The sequence below is a fragment of the Rodentibacter rarus genome, assembly GCF_001998965.1.
GTDB classification, from domain to species: Bacteria; Pseudomonadota; Gammaproteobacteria; order Enterobacterales; family Pasteurellaceae; genus Rodentibacter; species Rodentibacter rarus.
In genome coordinates this window covers 1-23344 of record NZ_MLHJ01000102.1, presented here as the reverse complement: position 1 = coordinate 23344, position 23344 = coordinate 1, and the positions used below count along the sequence as shown (strand labels likewise).

23 protein-coding genes and 1 pseudogene are annotated in these 23344 nt (G+C 40.4%); 19 read left to right on the top strand and 5 right to left on the bottom strand.

Translation table 11 applies throughout. The features are described 5' to 3' along the window. The first annotated feature begins 66 nt into the window (after positions 1 to 66). Positions 67 to 1086: a quinone-dependent dihydroorotate dehydrogenase gene (gene pyrD, locus BKK50_RS09895; protein WP_077417647.1), complete on the top strand. Its 1020-nt coding sequence runs from the start codon at positions 67 to 69 to the stop codon at positions 1084 to 1086. Continuing rightward, the gene (rnm, locus tag BKK50_RS09890) at positions 1086 to 1910 is read left to right on the top strand and encodes an RNase RNM (protein ID WP_077417646.1); all 825 of its coding nucleotides are present in this window, start codon (positions 1086 to 1088) and stop codon (positions 1908 to 1910) included. Before pyrD ends, rnm begins: the two co-directional genes overlap by 1 nt. A gap of 236 nt (positions 1911 to 2146) precedes the next feature. Here the strand turns inward: rnm and BKK50_RS09885 are convergent, their stop codons facing one another. The 4 genes from BKK50_RS09885 to BKK50_RS09870 form a co-directional block, all read right to left on the bottom strand. Continuing rightward, entirely contained in the window at positions 2147 to 2773 is a 627-nt protein-coding gene (locus BKK50_RS09885; RefSeq protein ID WP_077417645.1) for a histidine phosphatase family protein, read from the bottom strand. Positions 2774 to 2828: 55 nt separating this feature from the next. Next, positions 2829 to 4220, bottom strand: coding sequence for a toxin/drug exporter TdeA (gene tdeA, locus BKK50_RS09880; protein ID WP_077417644.1), 1392 nt, complete (start codon positions 4218 to 4220; stop codon positions 2829 to 2831). Between the two features lie 232 nt (positions 4221 to 4452). Next, positions 4453 to 6384: a MacB family efflux pump subunit gene (locus BKK50_RS09875; protein WP_077417643.1), complete on the bottom strand. Its 1932-nt coding sequence runs from the start codon at positions 6382 to 6384 to the stop codon at positions 4453 to 4455. 16 nt (positions 6385 to 6400) lie between these two features. After that, positions 6401 to 7576: an efflux RND transporter periplasmic adaptor subunit gene (locus tag BKK50_RS09870; protein ID WP_077417642.1), complete on the bottom strand. Its 1176-nt coding sequence runs from the start codon at positions 7574 to 7576 to the stop codon at positions 6401 to 6403. A gap of 258 nt (positions 7577 to 7834) precedes the next feature. Here BKK50_RS09870 and glnS point away from each other — a divergent pair, with 258 nt between their 5' ends. The 17 genes and pseudogenes from glnS to dapB all read left to right on the top strand — a co-directional run bounded on the left by glnS (position 7835) and on the right by dapB (position 22893). After that, positions 7835 to 9508 (top strand): glutamine--tRNA ligase, encoded by a 1674-nt coding sequence (gene glnS, locus BKK50_RS09865; protein ID WP_077417641.1) that lies wholly within the window; start codon positions 7835 to 7837, stop codon positions 9506 to 9508. A gap of 131 nt (positions 9509 to 9639) precedes the next feature. Then, positions 9640 to 11199 carry a type I restriction-modification system subunit M gene (locus BKK50_RS09860; protein WP_077417640.1) on the top strand — a complete coding sequence of 520 codons (1560 nt, stop codon included), beginning with the start codon at positions 9640 to 9642 and terminating at the stop codon, positions 11197 to 11199. Beyond that, positions 11196 to 12203 (top strand): virulence RhuM family protein, encoded by a 1008-nt coding sequence (locus tag BKK50_RS09855; RefSeq protein WP_077417639.1) that lies wholly within the window; start codon positions 11196 to 11198, stop codon positions 12201 to 12203. Before BKK50_RS09860 ends, BKK50_RS09855 begins: the two co-directional genes overlap by 4 nt. Positions 12204 to 12271: 68 nt before the next feature. Further along, a complete protein-coding gene (locus tag BKK50_RS09850; protein WP_077417638.1) occupies positions 12272 to 12934 on the top strand; it encodes a restriction endonuclease subunit S in 663 nt (220 codons plus the stop codon). A 46-nt stretch (positions 12935 to 12980) separates the two neighbouring features. Next, on the top strand, positions 12981 to 13586 hold the full coding sequence (locus BKK50_RS09845; RefSeq protein WP_077417637.1) for a restriction endonuclease subunit S: 606 nt from the start codon (positions 12981 to 12983) through the stop codon (positions 13584 to 13586). Beyond that, complete coding sequence (locus BKK50_RS09840) at positions 13570 to 14469, top strand: FRG domain-containing protein (protein ID WP_077417636.1); 900 nt, start codon at positions 13570 to 13572, stop codon at positions 14467 to 14469. Before BKK50_RS09845 ends, BKK50_RS09840 begins: the two co-directional genes overlap by 17 nt. Positions 14470 to 14495: 26 nt before the next feature. Continuing rightward, positions 14496 to 15053, top strand: coding sequence for a type I restriction endonuclease (locus BKK50_RS12710; protein ID WP_208606210.1), 558 nt, complete (start codon positions 14496 to 14498; stop codon positions 15051 to 15053). A gap of 33 nt (positions 15054 to 15086) precedes the next feature. Further along, positions 15087 to 16133 (top strand): annotated as a pseudogene (locus BKK50_RS13135) (HsdR family type I site-specific deoxyribonuclease); the annotation flags it as partial. A gap of 105 nt (positions 16134 to 16238) precedes the next feature. Beyond that, the gene (locus tag BKK50_RS13130; protein WP_341864592.1) at positions 16239 to 17606 is read left to right on the top strand and encodes a type I restriction endonuclease subunit R, EcoR124 family; all 1368 of its coding nucleotides are present in this window, start codon (positions 16239 to 16241) and stop codon (positions 17604 to 17606) included. 58 nt (positions 17607 to 17664) lie between these two features. Next, a complete protein-coding gene (locus BKK50_RS09830; protein ID WP_077417635.1) occupies positions 17665 to 18105 on the top strand; it encodes a YcgN family cysteine cluster protein in 441 nt (146 codons plus the stop codon). A gap of 119 nt (positions 18106 to 18224) precedes the next feature. Next, a complete protein-coding gene (gene ribH / locus BKK50_RS09825; protein WP_077417634.1) occupies positions 18225 to 18698 on the top strand; it encodes a 6,7-dimethyl-8-ribityllumazine synthase in 474 nt (157 codons plus the stop codon). A gap of 3 nt (positions 18699 to 18701) precedes the next feature. Beyond that, positions 18702 to 19136 carry a transcription antitermination factor NusB gene (nusB, locus tag BKK50_RS09820; protein ID WP_077417633.1) on the top strand — a complete coding sequence of 145 codons (435 nt, stop codon included), beginning with the start codon at positions 18702 to 18704 and terminating at the stop codon, positions 19134 to 19136. A 196-nt stretch (positions 19137 to 19332) separates the two neighbouring features. Then, positions 19333 to 19920: a dual specificity protein phosphatase family protein gene (locus BKK50_RS09815; RefSeq protein ID WP_370597118.1), complete on the top strand. Its 588-nt coding sequence runs from the start codon at positions 19333 to 19335 to the stop codon at positions 19918 to 19920. A gap of 37 nt (positions 19921 to 19957) precedes the next feature. Beyond that, positions 19958 to 20944, top strand: coding sequence for a thiamine-phosphate kinase (gene thiL, locus BKK50_RS09810; RefSeq protein ID WP_077417631.1), 987 nt, complete (start codon positions 19958 to 19960; stop codon positions 20942 to 20944). A 2-nt stretch (positions 20945 to 20946) separates the two neighbouring features. Further along, entirely contained in the window at positions 20947 to 21435 is a 489-nt protein-coding gene (locus tag BKK50_RS09805) for a phosphatidylglycerophosphatase A family protein (protein WP_077417630.1), read from the top strand. Between the two features lies 1 nt (position 21436). Beyond that, positions 21437 to 22066: a homoserine/threonine efflux transporter gene (locus tag BKK50_RS09800; protein ID WP_077417629.1), complete on the top strand. Its 630-nt coding sequence runs from the start codon at positions 21437 to 21439 to the stop codon at positions 22064 to 22066. 14 nt (positions 22067 to 22080) lie between these two features. Next, a complete protein-coding gene (gene dapB / locus BKK50_RS09795; RefSeq protein ID WP_077417628.1) occupies positions 22081 to 22893 on the top strand; it encodes a 4-hydroxy-tetrahydrodipicolinate reductase in 813 nt (270 codons plus the stop codon). Here the strand turns inward: dapB and yfaE are convergent. Then, a complete protein-coding gene (gene yfaE / locus BKK50_RS09790) occupies positions 22888 to 23136 on the bottom strand; it encodes a class I ribonucleotide reductase maintenance protein YfaE (RefSeq protein ID WP_077417648.1) in 249 nt (82 codons plus the stop codon). The two genes, dapB and yfaE, sit on opposite strands and share 6 nt — an antisense overlap. Positions 23137 to 23344 lie beyond the last annotated feature (208 nt).

The window sequence follows — 23344 nt, the reverse complement described above, 5'->3', positions numbered from 1 at the left end:
TGCTACATAATACCGGATTTTGACCGCACTTTTTTTACAGTCAACTATCCCGAGAGATAAACGAGTATGTATAACTTATTCCGTCAATGTATTTTTCAAATGGATGCGGAAACCGCCCATAATTTCACCCTCCAATGTTTAAAATTTGCCGGCCATCCGCTGTTGCAGACGCTGCTTAAATCCGTTATTGGTACGCCAAAAGGTTTGGCGAAAACCGTGATGGGCGTGCGTTTTCCAAACCCCATAGGTTTGGCGGCGGGGGCGGATAAAAATGGCGATGCCATTGATGGTTTTGGGGCGTTGGGATTTGGTTTTGTGGAAGTGGGCACGGTGACCCCTCTTGCCCAAGATGGCAATGCGAAGCCTCGCCAATTTCGTTTGATTGAAGCAGAAGGCATTATTAATCGCAATGGGTTTAATAATAACGGCATTGATTATTTGATCGAAAATGTGAAAAAAGCACGCTATCGTGGGGTGATTGGTATCAATATCGGTAAAAATAAACAAACTCCATTAGAACACGGCAAAGACGATTATATTTTCTGTTTGAACAAAGCTTACAACTATGCCGGTTATATTACGGTGAATATTTCATCACCAAATACGCCGGATTTGCGTCAGTTGCAATACGGCGATTATTTTGATGATTTGTTGCAAAGCATCAAGTTGCGTCAAGCCATTTTGGCGGATCAATATAATAAATATGTGCCGATTGCGGTGAAAATTGCGCCGGATTTATCGGAAGCGGAATTGGTGCAAATTGCTGATACGTTGGTTCGTCATAAAATGGATGGGGTGATTGCTACCAATACGACGATTTCCCGTGATAATGTGACCGGGTTGAAAAATGCCGAAGAGCAGGGCGGATTAAGCGGTAAACCGTTGCAACAGAAAAGCACAGCGATCATTAAACGATTAAATGAAGAATTGAAAGGGCAAATCCCGATTATTGGCAGCGGTGGCATTGACGGCGTGCAAAATGCCCAAGAGAAAATAGCCGCCGGCGCTCAATTATTGCAAGTGTATTCCGGGTTGATTTATCACGGGCCGAAATTAGTGAAAGAATTAGTAAAAACCATTAAATAATGACAAAAATATACGATTTACATTGCCATAGCACCGCATCAGATGGCGTGTTAAGCCCCACTGAAGTCGTGCAACGCGCCGCAGAGCAAGGCGTAAATGTGTTGGCATTATGCGATCATGATACGGTTTGCGGCATTGATGAGGCACGTTTAGCGGCAAAAGAGATGGGGATTGAATTGGTTACCGGCGTAGAAATTTCTACCACTTGGGAAGGGCGGGGAATTCATATTGTAGGGCTGAATTTTGATAAAACTCACCCGAAAATGACCGCACTTTTGGCACAGCAAAAAGCCCTGCGTGAGAAAAGAGCGTTAGAAATTGGGGAGAAATTAGAAAAAGCCGGTATCCCCAATGCTTATGAGGGCGCAAAGACCTTGGCGAATGGGGAAGTGACAAGGGCTCATTATGCCCGATATTTAGTCCAACTAGGCAAAGTGTCGAATGACGGACAGGCTTTCAAACGCTATTTAGGGCAAGGGAAATCTGCTTTCGTTAAAGCGGAATGGGTGGATATTTCCACTGCCATTGAGACCATTCAGGCGGCAGGCGGAATGGCGGTCATTGCGCACCCTTTGCGTTACAAGCTAACGGGAAAATGGATACGCAGATTAATCACTGATTTCAAAACTTGGGGCGGCGAGGCCATGGAAATTTCCGGCTACGGACAAACCAAAGACCAACGCCAAATGCTCGCCCGCTGGGCAAATGAGTTTGGTTTATTCGGCTCGGTAGGATCGGATTTCCATTTTCCTTGTGGTTGGGTGGAATTAGGCAAAAATCTCGATCTTCCTGAAGGCGTAGAGCCGATTTGGGAAAGGTTTTAGCGTAGGGACACACTGCGTGTGTCCGTTACAAAATCAAATTATTTCAAGATGTTATAAGCGGACACACGCAGTGTGTCCCTACTTGTTGGAATACCTGTTTGTTTACAGTAATCGGATAATACCGAAAAACAAGATAAAAAATGACCGCTCTTTTTCCCAAAATGCCCGGCATCATTTAGGGGTTAGGGGGAGATGACAGATCCCCCCCCTTTTGTAAAGAGGGGCAGGGGGAGATTTTACAAATGCCCCGCATCATTCACTTTTTCAATGCTAAATCCTTTTTCGCTGTCATAATGCACAACGCTAATGGCAGTGTTGAGTAGGGAAACGGATTTGCCTTCTTCTCGATGATTTTGCCAAGTCGCACCGCCAAGCAGAGCGAGAAGTAAGCGTAATGTATGACCGTGGGAAACGATGAGAATATTGCCCTTGTCATGAATTTTTATGATATCCTGCAAGGTCGACATAGCACGCTCGGCGAGTTGTTCAAAGGTTTCACCACCGTTTGTTTCGGCTTTGTAATTTGCCGGATCGCTTAACATTTGTTTAAATTCAGCCTGTTCACGCAAGGTTTCAACCCATTGACCTTCCCACTTTCCAAAAAATTGTTCGTTTAGTCCTTTATGTTGGAAAAGCGGAATATTGCGTTCGCCAATAATGTATTCTGCCGTATCAATGGTGCGTTTTAAAATGCTGGAATAAGCTGCGACAAAGGGGATAGACTGTAATGCTTTTCCTGCTTTTTGTGCGCCTAAAATGCCTTGTTCCGTGAGGGGCGAGTCGCCATGCCCTTGCATTAACCCCTGTTCATTCCAAAGGGTTCTGCCATGGCGGATAAAATAAAAAGTCAGTTGTTTTTTCATTTTTTATAAACCGAGTAAAAAAATAAGGAAGCCGAAACTTCCTTATTAACCATCATTAACGGGAATAATAGCCCGCCATTGAACTATATACGGCGTTTTCTGCCTGAATTAAGCTATATTTTGCTTGTAAAATAGCAAGTTGTGAGGTTTTTTCGGTATTTGCCGCATTTAACCACTCACGCAATTCGGACACCCCAGCGTTGTAGCGATTACGATAATATTGGGTGATGCGTTTATTGTAGTTAAAGGTTTTTTGCTGGTTGGCAAAGGCACTTTGTGCTTGAGTGAAAGCAAAATAGTTGGTGTCCACATCATTGAGTGCGGTGGTGATGCTTTGCTCATAATTTAAACGTGCCGTTTCATAATCCGCTTCAGAAATTTTCACATTCCATTTCACCGTGTTCCAGTTGAGGAAAGGTAAACTAATTCCCAACGTGCCGGCTGCAACAGGGCTATGAAGCGCATTGCCCACTTTATTGCCGGTTGAGCTTAAACTACCACCCAAAGTGATTTCCGGGAACCAACTTTTTTGTGTCGTTTTGGCGTTTTTAAAGGCACTGCTTAAACGGTATTGGTTACCTTTCACATCAGGACGATTAGCGATCACGGAAACCGGTACATTCAAATTCACCCCCACATTTTTCACATTAAGAATATGTGGGAAAGTGATGTTTAATGCTTCTTCCGGTTTTAAGTTCAGTAAATTACGCAGTGTTTGCTCTGCCGTTTTACGTTGGGTTTGGTAATTGATCAAATTATTACGCGCTGTTAAAACCGATTGTTGGGCTTGATCCACACTTGCCGCATCGGCAACACCTTGGCTTAGGCGACGTTGCATAATATTGCTGATGTCATTGTAATATTTGATGCTTTCTTCCGTGGTGGTAATGGCATCGTTTAAATAAGCTATTTGATAATAGGTGGTCACCACGGAGTTGATTAAAGACAATTTTGTTGCTTCTAAATCTTGTGCTGTGGCTTTGTGTGTCCATTCTGCCGCATCGGCTGAATCAGCTAAACGACGCCATAAGTCAAGAGTATAAGCAACGTTTAATGAGCCGGTGTGTGAAACGGTTGAAGTAGATGTTGAGGAAGCTGTCATCCCTGCACTCGTATCAATACGGCGTTTTGCATCTGATGAGGTTGAACCGCTAAAACTCGGTACTAAATTTGCGCCGACTAAGTTTGCATTATAAAGCGCACGATTAACGGCAACGGCAGCTTTGGCGAGATCTTTGTTATTTAATAACGCTTGCTCGACCACGCGATTAAGCTGTGTATCATTATAAAGTGCCCACCAATTTTCTTTTACGTTGAATTGCTTGGTGATTTCTTCATATTTTTGATAGTCCTCAAGGCTCGCTTGGTAAGAATCGCCAATATTGGCACAGCCGGCAAGAGTAGTTGCCATGACAAGGGCAAGGGTCAGTTTTTTCATTTTTAACATTGTTTTTTCCTTCATTCAAACATCATCGTATCTGGTGTCAGTGCACAAAATGTAGGGACACACTGCGTGTGTCCGTTTATAACATATTGAAATAATTTGAATTTATAACGGATACACGCAGTGTGTCCCTACGAATAATCCTCAATGAGTTTGTACAACGGTGATACCATTTCGACATTATTAAAAGTGCGGGTGATTTTAACCGCATTTTAGGGTTTTACAAAATCTATTTCTATTCTCGGGCAAGGGCGGTAATCGGGTTCAATTGTGCCGCCCGTTTTGCAGGCATATAGCCAAATACCACGCCAATGAGTGTTGAAAATAACACCGCAGTGATAATCGAGGCGGTGGAAAATGCCATGGTGAAATCCGTCATAAATAGGTTAAATAGCAATCCGATTAAACCGGAAAGCAAAATACCGGTGATACCACCGATTAAACAAATCAACACCGCTTCAATCAAAAATTGTTGCAAAATATTGGTTTGACGAGCACCAATTGCCATTCGCACGCCAATTTCTTTGGTACGTTCTGTGACGGAAACCAGCATAATATTCATCACCCCAATGCCACCGACAATCAGCGAAATAAAGGCAATGGAGGAAATCAATAGTTTCATTGTGCCAGTGGTGCTTTCAATGGTTTGTTTGATGGTGTCACTATTCATCACGAAAAAATCTTTTTTGCCGTGGCGTAGGCTGAGTAATTCAGTGATGCCTTTTTCCGCCACGGTGGAATTCACATCATCGGCAATTTTCACGGTGATGGAGCTGATTTTTTTGCTACCGGAAATACGGTTCATCACCGTGGTGTAAGGCGCATAAACATTCAAAGAACTGCTTGCACCGCCCATTTGTCGGTCCGATACTACACCAATAATCCGCAGTGGGCGTTTATTAAACATCACCACTTTGCCTAAAGCGGATTCATTTGGAAAAATGGCTTTTTTCGCACTTTCATCAATTAACGCCACTTGATTATTTTCCAATACATCCTGTGCAGAGAAGAAATTACCTTGTTTGAGGCTAAGCCCTTCTACATCAAAATATTGCTCGCCGACCCCTTTTAGGCTGGTGGAAGAGAAGGTTTGATTGCCATACACCAATGTACCACTGGAGGAACTATTTGGTGTCACGCTTTGCACATAGCTCTGTTGATTTAACGCATTGGCATCATTGACGGTGAGATTTTGCATTTGCTCGGCACGGCGATCGCCAAAGCCTGTGCCATTGAAAATCGTCATAGTGCTGGTGCCGATACCTTTGATATTTTCAAGGATTTTTTGCTGTGAACCATTGCCGAGTGCCACCACGGAAACCACCGATGTGATCCCGATAATGATCCCAAGCATAGTGAGTAACGAACGCATTTTATGGGCGACAATGGCACTGACAGACATTCGAAACGCCTCAATAAGCTGATCTTTGCTAAAGCCAAAGTGCGGTTTCATTTTGACTTGATTTTCAACCGCACTTTTTACCCTTTCTTTTTGACTATCCGCAATGATTTCGCCGTCTTTAATTTCAATAACACGGTTTGCACTGGCGGCAATGTCACGGTCGTGGGTTACCATAATGATGGTATGCCCCTCATAGTGGAGTTGACGCAGGATTTCCATCACATTTTGCCCACTGTGGGAATCCAATGCGCCGGTGGGTTCGTCTGCTAAAATTATTTCACCGCCGTTCATTAAAGCTCGAGCAATACTCACACGCTGTTGCTGCCCTCCGGAAAGCTGATTGGGCTTATTTTGCCATTTATCACCTAAGCCTAATTTTTCGAGCAATTGTTTTGCCCGTTCAAAACGTTGGGCTTGAGGCTGACCTGCATAAATAGCAGGTAATGCCACATTTTCTGCCGCAGTGAGACTGGAAAGTAAATTATAACGTTGGAAAATAAACCCGAATTTTTGGCTTCGTAAATCAGAAAGTTGATCCGCTGAAAGTTGATGGGTTTCTTTACCGTCAATTTTGTAAGAGCCATTGGTTGCCGTATCCAAACAACCGATAATATTCATCAGTGTGGATTTTCCCGAACCGGACTGCCCAATAATCGCCACAAAATCGCCTTTCTCAATAGTGAGAGAAATATTTTTGAGAATATGAACCCGATTTTCGCCTTCGCCAAAGTAGCGGTTGAGTTGATTAATTTCAATAATATTCATCAAATTTTACCGCACTTTAAAACATTCTCGGCCCACGGCCACTATTACCAACCTGTTCGCCAACGGCAACCTGCGAGACGATCACTTTTTCACCTTCGGCTAAACCGGATTTAATTTCCGTTTGAAAATCGTTTTGTACGCCAATTTCCACTTCACGCATTTCAGGTTGATGGTTTTCATTCAAAATATTGACGAAGGTTTTTCCCTCTCTTTTTTGAATTGCCATATTGGAAACCAACAAGACATTTTGGGCATCGGCAATTTTGATATTGTTTTCCGTTGTCATTCCAATTCGCAAGGTGCGGTCAGGATTATCCACAATTAAATTGGCGTAATAATAGACCGCCGTTGTGCTACTTGAGGTGCTTGAACTGCTTGATGAGCTGGAGGTATTGTCACTTTTTGTGGTGGTTGCCGGATCAACGGAGGAAATCACCGCTTTATAGTGGGTGTTAGGAGCGGACAAAATGGTAAAACTCACGGCTTGTCCGGCTTTCACTTTGGTGATATCGCCTTCTGAAATTTCCGGTTTCACTCGCATTTTAGTTAAATCCGCTACTGTTACGATAGTTGGAGTAGTTTGTGCGGAGTTGACGGTTTGCCCTTCGGAAATGGGGGTAGAGATGATGGTGCCATCAATAGGCGAAGTAATTTGTGTGTAGCCCACATTGGTTTCTGCTGTGTTTACTTCAATTTCCGCTTGTTTAATGGATTCTTTTAAAGCATCGACTTCGGATTTTGCTGCATCAAAGGTGTTTTTGGCATTGTTTAGTTCATCCAGCGAAGTGGCTTTTTGCCCATATAATTTTGAATAACGGGAATAGGCGGATTGTGCCACTGTCAGAGCGGTTTCTTTGGCTTTTAATTGCGCCTGATAGCTGGCAAGAGCCGCTTTTTTAGTGTTGAGATTGTTAATTTGCGTGGTGGAGTCGATATCGGCAATTAAATCGCCTTTTTTCACCTCTTGCCCGAGAGTAACGTAAAGTTTGGTGATTTTACCGGAAACCTGTGCCCCGACATCCACTTCATTAATACTACTAATCGAACCGGAGGCCACCACGGTTTTTTCAATATTGCCACGGGTAACGTTTTCGGTGAGATAAGTGGATTGCTGATGGCTATTGCCGGCTAAAAAAGCGTAGGCAATGCCGCCTATAATTAAAAGTCCGAGTATAACGAAAATTTTTTTCATTGAGATTTTATTCCAATAATCAAATTTTAATTAATGAACGTTTGTTCAGTTTGTGTATTTTAATGATAAATCAGGTGCTTTGCACGAGAAATTTGGGTATAAGACAAGCTATCTTTTAATAGGTTTAGCTTGATAATGAATTTTTACATAGCAAAATTAGCTAAAAATTAGGAAAGAAAACGACTATTCTGACAGCTCGCTTTTTAGTGGCAAAACGTATAAAATAGCAGGATTATTTTTCTATTGATTGAGAAGATTATGAGCAATACAGAACATGGTTTAGACAATGCGGAAAATACACGTCCGCACAATTTTATTACCCAAATTATTGATGAAGATTTAGCAAGCGGTAAACACAAAGAAGTTTACACTCGTTTTCCACCAGAGCCTAACGGCTATTTGCATATCGGCCACGCGAAATCCATTTGCTTGAATTTTGGCATTGCAAAAGATTATAACGGTTTATGTAATTTACGTTTTGATGATACCAACCCTTTAAAAGAAGACGTGGAATATGTGGATTCCATTAAAGAAGATGTGGAATGGTTAGGCTTCAAATGGGCAGGTAAGGTGCATTATGCCTCGGATTATTTTGATACGCTCTATGATTATGCTATTGAATTAATCAAAAAAGGCTTGGCTTATGTGGACGAGCTTTCTCCAGAAGAAATGCGTGAATATCGTGGCACGCTAACAGAGCCGGGTAAAAACAGCCCTTACCGTGATCGCACTGTTGAGGAAAACTTAGCCTTATTTGAAAAAATGAAAAACGGTGAGTTTGCGGAGGGAAAAGCCAGTTTACGGGCGAAAATTGATATGGCTTCGCCTTTTATGGTAATGCGTGATCCCGTGCTTTATCGGATTAAATTCGCCAAACACCATCAAACCGCTGATAAATGGTGCATTTACCCAATGTACGATTTCACCCATTGTATTTCCGATGCTCTTGAACGCATTACCCATTCATTATGCACATTAGAGTTCCAAGATAACCGCCGTTTGTATGATTGGGTATTGGATAATATTTCTATTGAACGTCCATTACCGCATCAATATGAATTTTCACGGTTAAATCTAGAAGGGACGCTTACTTCTAAACGTAAATTATTGAAATTGGTGGAAGATGGTATTGTGGACGGTTGGAACGATCCCCGTATGCCGACCATTTCAGGTTTACGCCGTAGAGGTTATACACCGGCATCTATCCGTGAGTTTTGTCGCCGTATTGGGGTTACCAAACAAGATAATGTGGTGGAATACAGTGCATTAGAAGCCTGTATTCGTGATGATCTCAACCAAAATGCGTGTCGTGCCATGGCGGTGATTGATCCGGTGAAAGTGGTTATCGAAAATTTTGAAGGCGAAGAAATCTTGACTGCACCCAATCACCCTAATCGACCGGAAATGGGCGAGCGTCAACTGCCTTTCACTAAAGAAATCTATATTGATCGTGCGGATTTCCGTGAAGAAGCCAACAAGCAATATAAACGCCTTGTGTTAGGTAAAGAGGTACGTTTACGCAACGCTTATGTGATTAAAGCAGAGAGGGTGGAAAAGGATGCGAATGGTGAAATCACCACTATCTTTTGTACCTATGATCCGGACACATTAGGCAAAAATCCGGCAGATGGTCGCAAAGTAAAAGGGGTGATCCATTGGGTTTCGGCGGTGCATAACCATCCGGCAGAATTCCGTCTTTATGACAAACTCTTTACGGTTTCAAACCCGGGGGCAGAAGAAGACATTTGTTCAGTGGTCAATCCAAATTCCCTTGTGGTGAAACACGGACTTGTCGAACAAAGCCTTGGCAATGCGGCAGCGGAAAAAGGCTATCAATTTGAGCGTGAAGGCTATTTCTGTGCAGACAGCAAAGACAGCCGCCCTGAACATTTAGTGTTTAACCTCACCGTTAGCCTAAAAGAAAGTTTTTAGTTTTCATTCAAGCAAGTGCGGTCAAAAACAAGGGTGATTTTGACCGCACTTTTTTTGGATAAACATTAGGATAATGTGCAGAATGAGACAATTTCTTTCCTGAATCTTACATCACATAAAACGAGGAAAAAATGAGCAAAGAACAAGAGCGTGTAGAATTGCATAAAACCATTTGGGCTATCGCAGAAGAATTGCGTGGGAGCGTAACAGGCTGGGATTTTAAGTCCTATGTGTTAGGAATGTTGTTTTATCGCTTTATTTCTGAAAATTTGGCGAGTTATATCAATCAAGGGGAATGGAAAGCGGGCAATCCTGATTTCGATTATGCCAAATTAGATAATCAAACGGCGGAATATGGTCGGGAACAAACCGTACAAGCCAAAGGCTTTTACATTTTACCGAGCGATCTTTTTGAAAATGTACAAAAAAATGCTCCGTTACATCAGGAAAATCTTAATGAAATTCTAAGCCGAGTGTTTAAAAACATTGAAAATTCTGCATTGGGTGAGGAAAGCGAAGACGATTTCAAAGGGCTATTTGCTGATATTGATGTCAATAGCAATAAATTAGGGGCAACAGTACTAAAACGTAATGAACGGCTGACCAAAATTCTCAATGCGGTTGCTTCTCTTAAATTGGGCGATTACCAAGAGAACAACAACGATTTATTTGGTGATGCCTATGAATACTTAATCGCAATGTATGCCAGCAATGCAGGAAAATCAGGCGGTGAATTTTTTACCCCACAAGAAGTATCGGAATTATTGGCAAAAATTGTAATTGGCGATAAAGAGAGCATCAATAAAGTCTATGATCCCGCCTGTGGAAGCGGGTCATTATTGCTAAAATTTGCTAAAGTGCTGGGTAAAGACAAGGTTCGACAAGGATTTTTCGGGCAGGAAATTAACATCACGACCTACAATCTTGCCCGTATCAATATGTTTTTGCATGATATTAACTACGAAAAATTTGATATTGCCCTCGGCGATACCCTGACCGAACCGCACCATTGGGACGATGAACCTTTTGATGCGATTGTTTCCAATCCACCATACTCTATCAAATGGGACGGCGACAGCAATCCGTTACTTATTAACGATCCCCGTTTTTCCCCAGCAGGCATACTTGCGCCGAAAAGTAAGGCAGATTTAGCCTTTACGATGCATATGCTTCACTGGCTTGCCACCGATGGTACGGCAGCGATTGTTGAGTTTCCGGGCGTGTTATATCGTGGCGGTGCAGAGCAAAAAATTCGCCAATATCTGATTGATAATAACTATGTCGATACCGTCATTCAGTTGCCTCAAAACTTATTTTTCGGCGTAACGATTGCTACCTGCATTATCGTGCTTAAAAAGAGTAAAACCGATAATGCGGTCTTATTTATTGATGCCAGCAATCAATTTGTCAAAGGCGGCAATAAAAATAAACTTTCTGCGGAAAACATAGCCACCATTTACCACGCAGTGAAACAACGCGAAAATCAACCGCACTTTGCCGAGCTGGTGGAAAATAGCAAAATTGGCGAGAACGATTACAATCTCTCCGTTTCAAGTTATGTTGAGCAAGAAGATACCAGTGAAAAAGTGGATATTGCTGAACTTAACGATCGTATTGCCGAGATTATGAAACAGCAAACCGAACTTCGCACAGCGATTGATGCTATTGTGGCGGAAATTGAGGATGTATGATGAAACCGCTTAATGAACTCAATTACTTGATGTATAGAACATCGGAAGAATCGGTTTCTGTCAATGTCGTTGTGAAAGATGAAACCATTTGGCTCACGCAAAAAGCAATGGCGCAGTTGTTTGATGTTGAAATTCCCGCTATTTCTAAACACCTTACAAATATTTTTGCAGAGGGAGAGTTACAAAGTGAGGCAACGATTTCCAAAATGGAAATAGTTCAAATGGAAGGACGTCGTCAAGTCAAACGTCTGATAGATTTTTACAACCTTGATGCCATTATTTCCGTGGGTTACCGTGTTAATTCACGCAAGGCGACAACGTTTAGGATTTGGGCGACAGGCGTGCTTAAAGAGTATATGACTAAAGGTTTTGTAATGGACGATGAACGCCTTAAACAAGGGAAAACGGCTTTTGGTAAAGATTATTTTAAAGAACTCTTAGAACGAGTCCGTTCAATTCGGGCAAGTGAACGAAGAATATGGCTACAAATTACCGATATTTTTGCGGAATGTAGTTTGGATTATGATAAAGATGCCGAGATTACCCACGTATTTTACGCAATGGTTCAGAATAAATTTCACTATGCGATTACGGGTAAAACCGCCGCAGAGATTATCAACGAATCCGCTGATCGAAATAAAGAAAATATGGGGCTGACTTCGTGGAAAAATGCTCCGGAGGGAAGAATTTTAAAAAGCGATGTGACCATTGCTAAAAATTATTTGGACGAAAAGCAAATCAGACAATTAGAGCGGGCGGTAACAGGGTATTTTGACTATATTGAAGATTTAATTGAACGAGAAAATACCTTTACGATGGAAGAGTTTGCTACAAGTATTGATGCGTTTTTAGCTTTCAGGAAATACAACATTTTGGAAGGCAAAGGGCAAGTAACGAAAAAGCAAGCGGAAATTAAAGCAAAGTCAGAATACGATGAGTTTAATAAAACCCAAAAAATAATTTCTGATTTTGAAAAAAGCCTAAAGTATTCAAAAAATCATTAAAAAGAGCGGTCGGTTTCCACTGATTTTTTGCAAAATGTAGATATCATAAGACACGAAGAGAAAAGCCAATGAACGAAATTGAAAAAATGCTAGAAAGTCTTTGTCCTGATGGGGTGGAGTTTAGAGAGCTAGGAGAAGTTGCAATTAAAATATCTTCTGGGGGGACTCCCAAAACTAGTGTTAATGAGTATTACGGTGGAGATATTCCTTGGTTAAGAACTCAAGAGGTAAATTTTGGTGAGATTTGGGATACAGAAATAAAAATTACTGAAAAAGGGCTAAGAAACTCTAGTGCTAAATGGATACCTAAAAATTGTGTAATTGTTGCAATGTATGGTGCAACAGTTGGTAGAGTAGGTATAAATAAAATTCCTATGACAACTAACCAAGCTTGTGCAAATCTAGAACTAGATAAAGATATTTTAAATTATCGTTATGTATTTTATTACCTATCACATCAATATGAATATATCAAATCTCTTGGTACTGGTTCACAAACTAATATCAATGCACAAATTCTTAAGAAGGTAAAAATCCCCATTCCCCCACTCGAAATTCAAGAAAAAATTGTAAAAGTACTTGACATTTTCACTGAGCTGGAAGCTACGCTGGAAGCTACGCTGGAAGCTACGCTGGAAGCTGAACTTTCTGCTAGAAAACAACAATATGAATATTATCGAAATAAACTCTTGACCTTTGATAGTATAACTGATAGGGGGGTACGAAAGTAACCCCATCTGGCAACGCTTGGCACAACTTTGCCCGCAAGGTGTGCCAATGGTGGCGTTGGGGGAAATCGGTACTTTTATAAGAGGAAGCGGTTTACAGAAAAAAGATTTTGTGGAAAGTGGTGTCGGTTGTATTCACTATGGGCAGATTTATACTTATTACGGCACATTTACGCATACAACAAAATCTTTTGTTTCGGAAGAATTTGCTAAAAAAGCTAAAATGGCTTCATTTGGTGATTTGGTTATGGCAACGACCAGTGAAAATGTGAGTGATGTGTGTAAAGTGGTTGCGTGGTTAGGGAAAGAAAGTATTGCAATTAGTGGAGATGCTTTGATTATTAAACACAATCAAAACGCTAAATATATGGCTTATTTATTTCAAACAAAACATTTTCTTGATTTTAAGAAAATGTATGCAACAGGAACTAAAGTCATTAGGATTTCGACAGATAATCTAAAAAAATATAAATTCTATTTACCCCCACTCGAAATCCAACAAATGATAGTGGATATTTTGGATAAATTCGATAAACTGGTAAACGATTTAACAACAGGCTTACCTGCGGAAATCAATGCCCGTCGCCAGCAGTATGAGTATTACAGAGATAAATTATTAGCTTTTAGGGAGTGTAAAAATGACTTCAATGTGTAAACAATCTATTCCTGAAGAATTAGAATTTTGGGACGCTCTCAGCAATGAGGGGGATATATATAGTGATGATTTATCGTCTCGAGATTATATACGTAAAAGCCAATCAAATAATTTAAATTTTGCTATTAGTTCTTATGTACCATCAATTAAGATTAGATCTTACGATGCTTTACGTTGTTTGTTATATACAGAACATTTTGATGGTGTTGGCTCTGATTGGATATTTAGAGGACATAGAGATCATAATTGGAAGTTAGAATCTACATTAGAACGTATTGGATCTAAATCGTTAGATTTAAGAGATGTTCATTTAAATCAATTTAGGAAGGAATGTCGTAGAATTTTTAAGGATAAAACTTATTTGTCTGATATGACTGATAATGACTTTTGGGCAATAGGGCAACACTATGATCTTGCTACTCCATTATTAGATTGGACTCAATCTCCTTATGTTGCATTGTTTTTTGCTTTTGAACATCAACAACATGAGGATAATTATCGAGTAATTTATGCGTTAAATAAAACAAAGTTGATAAATCTTTTCTCTAATAATGAAGTTCAAGAGCAGCTATTCTTTGAACCTAGTAAAGATCCTTTTGGAAGGTTGGTAAATCAATCAGGATTATTTACTATTGCTCCTTATTGTACAACATTGGAGGATATGCTAATTGATAATTTAAGGAGAGTTAATATCACTAAAGCCAATGAAATAGCCAGCTATATTTGTAAAATATATATTAAAAGTTCTCCTAGTATTAGAAAGAATTGTTTACTAGATTTAAGACAAATGAATATTCACCGAGGAACGCTTTGCCCTGATTTAAGTGGGGCTGCTTTATATTGTAATCATATGATTAAAGAACAATATGGGATTGATTGCTAATAAGGTCTAAAATAAACGAGGCAAAAATGAACTATCTTGATTTGGTATTGGAAAATCCGGAAAGTACGGTGGTGGCGAAATATGAACGAGATAATGCCGTACGAGAGGAACATTACCAAAGTGAAGCCGAGCTGGAGAGAGCTTTTATTCAACAACTCACCTCACAAGCCTACGAACGTTTGTTTATCCATACCGAGCAAGATTTAATCCTCAATTTACGCCACCAGTTAGAGCGCTTGAATAGTTATATTTTCAGTGAAAGCGAGTGGAAACGCTTTTTTAATGAGGTGATTGCCAATAAAAATAGCGGTATTGCCGAGAAAAGCGAGATAATTCAACAAAATGAAATTCAGCTTTTAACCCGTGATGATGGCACAACCAAAAATATTCGTTTAGTGGATAAGGGGCATATTCATAACAACCATTTGCAAGTGTTAAATCAGTATGAAGTCAATGAAACGCCTCGCCAAAACCGCTATGATGTTACCGTGCTGATCAATGGCTTGCCGTTGGTGCATATTGAGCTAAAACGGCGTGGGGTGGATATTCGTGAAGCCTTTAACCAAATTAACCGCTATCAGTGAGAGAGTTTTTGGGCTGGAAGCGGATTATTTGAATATGTGCAATTATTTGTGATTTCAAATGGTACATTGACCAAATATTATAGTAATTCCACCCGTGATGCTCATTTAAAAGAACAACAAGGCAATCATCGCCGTAAGCAGAAAACCAGTAATAGTTTTGAATTTACCTCGTGGTGGGCAGATGCAGAAAATAAGCCGATTACCGAGTTAATGGATTTTACTAAAACCTTTTTTGCCAAACATAGTTTGCTGAAAATTTTATTTCGTTATTGTGTGTTCACATCTGACCGCTTGTTATTGGTGATGCGCCCTTATCAGATCGTTGCTACCGAGCGTATTTTAAATAAGTTACAGATTGCACAAAATTATAAACAATTTGGTTCAGTCGATGCTGGGGGCTATATTTGGCATACCACAGGCAGTGGCAAAACCTTAACGTCGTTTAAAACGGCACAGCTTGCCAGCCAGTTACCTTTTATTCATAAAGTGTTGTTTGTGGTGGATCGGAAAGATTTGGACTATCAAACAATGAAAGAGTATGACAAATTTCAAAAAGAGGCGGCAAATAGTAATACCAGCACCAAGATTTTGACGGAACAATTAAGCAATCCTAATGCCAAAATTATTATTACCACAATTCAAAAATTAGCCATTTTTATTAAACGTCATCATTCACATCAAATTTTAAATGAAAATATAGTACTGATTTTTGATGAATGTCACCGTTCACAATTTGGTGAAATGCACCAAGCCATCACCAAAGCCTTTAAAAAATATGCCCTATTTGGTTTTACGGGAACGCCGATTTTTGCTCAAAATACACAACAAAATATCCGCACCCTTTCGTCTTCATTAGCTGCAACAACCGAGCAAATGTTTGGCAAAAAATTACATACTTATACGATTGTTAATGCTATTGCCGATAAAAATGTGTTGCCGTTTCGGGTGGATTATATCCGTACCATTAAGGAAGCCGATGATATTAAGGATAAAAAAGTAAGTGATATTGATCGTGAACGGGCATTGAATGCACCAGAGCGAATTGCTAAGATTGTTACTTATATTTTGCAGCATTTTGCCCAGAAAACCCTTCGCAATAAATCGTACTTTTTTAACCGCTTGTTAAATATTGAACATCTTGCTTCAGTCAAAGATCGCCGTACTATTGAAGAAATAAGAACCAAAATGCGATTGAGTGGATTTAATTCTATTTTTGCCGTGAGTTCTATTGATGTGGCAAAAAGTTATTATCAAGAGTTTCAGCGACAGCAAGCCGCATTACCTGAAGCACAAAAACTCAAAATTGCGACTATTTTTAGTTATGGGGCAAATAATGAATTTGATGAGGATAATATTGATGATGAAAACTCAGAAAATACAGAAGGTTTAAGTATAAGCCATCGGGATTTTTTAGAAAATACCATTACGGATTACAACCAGTTATTTAATACCACTTACGACACTTCAGCGGAAAAATTTCAAAACTATTACCGTGATGTTTCCTTGAGAATGAAAAATCGAGAAATTGATTTGTTAATTGTTGTGAATATGTTTTTAACGGGCTTTGATGCAACAACGCTCAATACGCTTTGGGTAGATAAAAATTTAAAAATGCACGGTTTGTTACAAGCCTATTCTCGTACTAATCGGATTTTAAATTCGGTTAAACGCTTTGGAAATATTGTTTGCTTTCGCAATTTAGAAAAGGCGACAAATGAAAGTATTGCCTTATTCGGAGACAAAGAAGCAGGCGGATTGGTTTTAATGAAATCATTCCAAGATTATTATGAAGGCTATGAAGAAAAGGGTAAAAAACAGCGTGGTTATACAGACATTGTAGCTGAGCTTTTGGAGAAATTTCCGATTGGCGAAAGAGTTGAGAGTGAGAAAGCGAAAAAAGAATTTATTAAACTTTATGGTACATTTTTGAAATTACAAAATATTCTCTCTGTGTTTGATCAATTTAAAGGTTTGGAAATTTTAACGGAGCGAGATGTTCAAGATTATCACTCTTTGTATATTGATCTTTACGAAGAATTTCGTCAAACCAAAGAAAATGACGCTGAAAATATCAATGATGATATTGTGTTTGAAATGGAGTTGATCAAACAAGTTGAAATCAACATTGATTATATTCTTGAGCTTATCCGACAGTATCAGGCTAAGAATGGCAAAGATAAAACCTTACTGGTTACCATTGAAAAAGCGGTTGATGCGAGTGTCGAGCTACGCAATAAGAAAGTGTTGATTCAAACCTTTATTCACTCACTTACTCCAAATACAGATATTGATGAAAGTTGGCGTTCTCATATTGAGCATGCGAAACAAAAAGAATTGGGCGATATTATTCACGATGAAAATCTCAATCCTGAAGCGACACAGCAGTTTGTCAATCGAGCTTTTGAAAATGGTGTATTTAGTGAAGCAGGCACTTTGATTGACAAAGTATTACCGCCAATGTCGCGCTTCACGCCAGATAATCAGCGTAGTAAAAAACGTCAAACAGTGCTTGGCAAACTTAAAGCTTTTTTTGAACGATTTTTGGGGATTTAACACAAAATGAATGTGCTATGACATTTGAGCATACCCCTATTTTTATTAACAAATTATTATGCAATTTGAACCTAATTTCTGGCAAACTAAATCCCTTCTTGAAATGACCGATTCCGAATGGGAGGCGTTGTGTGATGGTTGTGGAAAATGCTGTTATCGCAAATATATCCAAGGGCGTGGGAAACGGCAGAAACTTTATTACACCCGTATCGCCTGTAATTTATTGAATTTAGAAACCGGAAAGTGCGGTCATTATGAAGCTCGTTTTCGCCTTGAAAAGGATTGCACAAAACTCACGAAAAAGAATTTGCCTGATTTTCATTGGTTGCCGGCGACTTGTGCTTATCGGCTGCTTTATGAAGGGAAAGCTTTACCTAAGTGGCATCCGTTGATTTCGGGTGATGAACAATCGGTGAAAAATGCCGGTATTTTCATTGCTGATGGTGTGCATGAAAATGACGTGATCGATTGGTTTGAATTTGTGATTGATGAGGAATAAAATCCCTTAAAAAATGACCGCACTTGGTTTAACACAGCCCAATATAAATGCTGATAGGCAGTAATTTTTGTGCTAGAATCTGCCACCAATTTATTAGGATGATTAACATAGGAAAAATTATGAAAGTTTTAGAAGGCGTTGTTGCTGCACCTCACGCAAAAGTGGCTGTTGTCATTGCCCGTTTTAATAGTTTTATTAATGAAAGTTTATTAGAGGGGGCAGTCGATGCGTTAAAGCGTATCGGTCAAGTGAAAGATGAAAATATCACTCTCGTGCGTGCACCGGGTGCTTATGAGCTTCCGTTGGTTGCTCGTCGTTTAGCGGAAAGCAAAAAATTTGATGCGATTGTGGCATTGGGAACAGTGATTCGTGGTGGTACGGCACATTTTGAATATGTGGCAGGTGAGGCAAGTAGCGGTTTAGGCAAAGTGGCGATGGAGGCGGAAATTCCTGTGGCATTTGGTGTGCTGACTACCGAAAATATTGAGCAAGCCATTGAACGAGCAGGCACTAAGGCGGGTAATAAAGGTGCAGAGGCTGCACTCGTTGCCCTTGAAATGCTCAATCTTCTTCAACAAATTGATGTGGCATAAGCGATGACAGAGCAAAAACAGGTGAAAAAAACATCGGCTCGTCGTCGGGCACGTGAATGTGCTGTGCAAGCCTTGTATTCTTGGGCAGTTTCCGGCAATACGGCGGAAGAAGTCGAGCTTGCCTTTATGCTGGAGCAAGATTTAAATGGCGTGGATAAACCTTATTTTCGTCAATTATTCCGCCAATCTGTGGAAAATATGGAAATCGTGGATTTTTCCATTACACCTTATATTGACCGCACTTTTGAGGAACTTGATCCTATTGAAAAAGCCATTTTGCGCTTAGCCGTATATGAGTTGCGTTTTGAGCTTGATGTGCCCTATAAAGTGGTGATTAATGAAGCCATTGAAGTCGCAAAAGTGTTCGGTTCGGACGATAGCCATAAATATATTAATGGTGTATTAGATAAAATCGCACCGGCATTAGGGCGAAAATAATTCGATAAAATAGCGTGAGTTTCCAACGTTATCACTGAAAATGAAAATAAGGATGAACTTGTGCTTTTTTTATTACGGAATAGAAAACTCACTGAAAATCAACCGCACTTTAGACTTGCATATTGGCTATCCCTACATTTCTTCTCTACTAAGGATTTTTATGCCAAAAAGTATCCCTGCTTTCCCCTCAAAATTTATGGTTAAACAAAGCGTTATCGCCTTTGCGATGCTAATGTTAGTTTCCTGTACTACAGCCCCTAACGAGCCCCCAACAAATACAGCGCATTGGGCTACGTTAATCAGTGAACAAGACAATCTGTATCGTGTGGATAACAATTTTTATCGCAGCGAACAATTAGAGCGCCAAGCCGAACCTTTGTTAGATCAATTAAATATCAAAACCATCGTCAATTTACGCTTTTTTGATCGTAATGATGATAAATCAGCATTCGGGCATAAAAATATTCATTTGATCAATACACCGCTTTTAACTTGGGCTATCACGCCTGAAGAGGTTGCTGCTATTTTATGGCAAATTCGTCAAAATCAAGAAAATGGCGCTGTGTTGGTGCATTGCTATCACGGTGCGGATCGCACCGGTTTGATTGTGGCAATGTATCGTGTGCTATACCAAAATTGGGATTTAAATGAAGCCAAACGAGAAATGCAACAAGCCCCTTACGGTTATCATTCCGTTTGGAAAAACATTGATAAATTTTTTACGGTAGAAAATGTTGAAAAAATTAAAGCACGCTTAGATCAGTTTTCACAAGCCTCAAAATAGCGGTATAAATGTAGGCGGTAACCTGGGGGGAAATACAATGGGCGAATTTGATTTAATCAAAGATTATTTTGAACAGTCGCAAACTTGCGATGATTTTGTGCAATTATCCATTGGCGATGATTGTGCCTTAGTAACGCTTCCGGAAAATAGCTGGCTTGCCATCACCACCGACACCATGGTGGAACATACCCATTTTTTGCCTAGCATTTCACCGCAAGACTTGGCGTATAAAGCGGTGGCGACCAATTTAAGTGATTTAGCCGCCATGGGCGCACAGCCTAGATGGATTTCCCTTGCCTTAACTTTACCAAAAGCAGATGAAGTTTGGCTTGCCGCATTCAGCCAAAGTTTGTTACAAACCTTAAAGAATTACAATGTCACATTAATTGGCGGTGATACGACAAAGGGCACATTATCCGTTACCATTACAGCACAAGGGCTCGTGGAAAAAGGAAAAGCCTTATGCCGCCATCAAGCGAAAGTAGGGGATTTGATTTATGTTTCCGGGAGTTTGGGCGACAGTGCTGCCGGTTTGCAACAAATTTTGTCGGGTAAAAGTGCGGTCGGTTTTGACGAAGAATTTTTACAACAACGCCATCTTCGCCCCACCCCACGCCTTGTTCTTGGAGAAACCTTAGTTGGTATTGCCAATGCCGCTATTGATCTTTCTGATGGATTAAATTCTGATCTCAGGCATATACTCAAGCGTAGTCAATGTGCTGCGGAAATTGATCTTTCCCATTTACCGTTTTCCCCCTCATTGTTAAACCGCTATGATCGTAGGCAAGCGGAGCAATTTGCTTTAAGTGGTGGAGAAGATTATGAATTGTGCTTTACTGTGCCGCCGGAAAATCAATCGATGTTTGAATCCCGTTTAAAAAATCTTGATGTGCCTTGTACCTGTATTGGGCGTATTGTATCGCCTTTTGGGGAAAAGTGCGGTCAGTTTTCCATTCGTTTTTTTCGTGACGGTCAGCCAATTGACTATTCACCAAATCTTGGTTTTGATCATTTCAAGGAATAAATATGACTGAAGATAATCCATTAAAACGCATTTCTTTAAAAAATCCCATTCATTTATTCGCTGTGGGGTTCGGTTCCGGCTTGCTTCACCCTGCGCCAGGCACTTGGGGCAGCGCCCTTGGCACCCTATTAGGCGTGATGTTACTTGCACTTTTAGGTACAAAAACCTTCTTAATTTTGACCGCACTTTGCTTTGTTTTCGGCTGTTATTTATGTCAAAAAACCGCTGAGGATATGGGGGTGCACGATCACGGATCTATTGTCTGGGATGAATTTGTCGGTGTGTTTATCGTGCTTGCCGCTATCCCGACCTTATCCTTGCCGTGGATCTTAACGGCATTTATCCTCTTTCGTTTTTTCGATATTTTAAAACCATTTCCGATCCGTTATTTTGACAAAAAATTAGAAAGCGGTTTTGGCATTATGGTGGATGATGTATTGGCAGCGATTTATGCGATTATCGTGATTTTCTTGATTCAAGCGTGGGGATAAAGTGCTAAATTTACTCATTGTGCATTTATTTGGGTTAATGACACCGGGGCCGGATTTCTTCTATGTGAGCCGAATGGCAGCAAGTAATTCTCACCGAAATACCCTTTATGGCATTATTGGCATTACCTTAGGGGTCGCATTTTGGGCTGCGGTTTCAATGCTGGGTTTGACGGTGTTATTTGCCACAATGCCGGCATTACAGGGGGTGATTATGATATTAGGCGGAAACTATTTGGCTTATCTCGGTTTTTTACTGGTGCGTAGTAAACAAAATGCCGAGTTTAAACCGCTTTCGGATGAGGAGCTAAACCAACAAAGCAATGCGAAAAAAGAAATTTTAAAAGGCTTGTTGGTGAATTTATCCAATGCGAAAGCCGTAGTCTATTTTTCCAGTGTGATGTCTTTTGTGTTGGCTAAAATGACGGAAATCTGGGAAATGGGGGCGGCATTCGGGTTAATTGTCTTAGTGACGTTTTTTTATTTTTACCTGATTTCTTTTATTTTTTCGCGTAGTATTGCGAAACAGTTTTATAGCCGATATAGCCGTTATATTGATAACACGGCCGGCATAGTATTTTTGTTCTTTGGTGGCGTGTTAATTTACAGCGGCATCACAGAGATGATTCACTAAAAGAGGACGTAACGATGACATTGAAAATTGCAATCGCCGGTGCCGGCGGAAGAATGGGGCGTCAGCTCATTCAAGCGGTTCATTCAGCAGAAGGCGTGGAATTAGGCGCAGCTTTTGAGCGCAAAGGCTCATCATTGGTGGGCACGGATGCGGGAGAACTGGCGGGTATTGGTCAGCTTGGTGTGGCGGTATCTGATGATCTCGAGGCGAAAAAAGATGCCTTTGATTTATTGATCGATTTCACCCGTCCGGAAGGCACGCTTGAGCATATGGCATTTTGTGTGGCGAATAATAAAAAAATGGTGATTGGAACCACAGGATTTGATGAAGCAGGCAAAGTCGCCATTCGATCTGCCGCTGAAAAAATTGCCATTGTATTTGCCTCTAATTTCAGTGTTGGGGTGAATTTGGTTTTCAAACTTTTGGAAAAGGCCGCCAAAGTGATGGGGGATTATTGCGATATTGAAATCATTGAAGCCCATCATCGCCATAAAGTGGATGCACCGTCAGGCACAGCGATTTCTATGGGGGAACATATTGCGAAAACTTTGGGGCGTGATTTGAAAACCCATGGTGTCTTCTCTCGTGAGGGCATCACCGGTGAGCGTAAAGCGGATGAAATCGGTTTTTCCACGATCCGAGCCTCCGATGTGGTGGGCGAGCATACTGTCTGGTTTGCAGACATTGGCGAACGGGTAGAAATTTCCCACAAAGCCTCCAGCCGAATGACCTTCGCCAATGGGGCAGTGCGGGCTGGGAAATGGTTGGAAAAACAATCCCATGGGTTGTTTGATATGACCGATGTATTGGATTTGAATAATCTATAATTCCAACTCAAGATCCGTTTCTACACGGCAACAACATAATAAAATTTCATTAGGCTGAACAAAGGCAAGGGGCGCTTCCGGATAGGACACCTTGCCTTTTTTGATCTTCACACGACAGGAACCGCAATAACCGCTACGGCATTGGTATTCGTGGTGAACATTATTACGTTCGAGATGATCGAGCAGACTCGTTTCATTATTGAAATCAAGGGTAGTTTGGCTATGGATTAAGTTGATTTTCATATTCTGCATATAATATTTAATTTGTTGCATAATTATATAGGAAAAAGAGAAAACTCCGGTATTATGCAGCAGTTGCACAACGTGGTTTTTTGTTATCTTGTAGGGACACACTGCGTGTGTCCGAATTTTAACCTATTGAAATAATTTGATTTTATAACGGACACACGCAGTGTGTCCCTACGTTTTGGTTAAAATTTCTGTTTTGTGC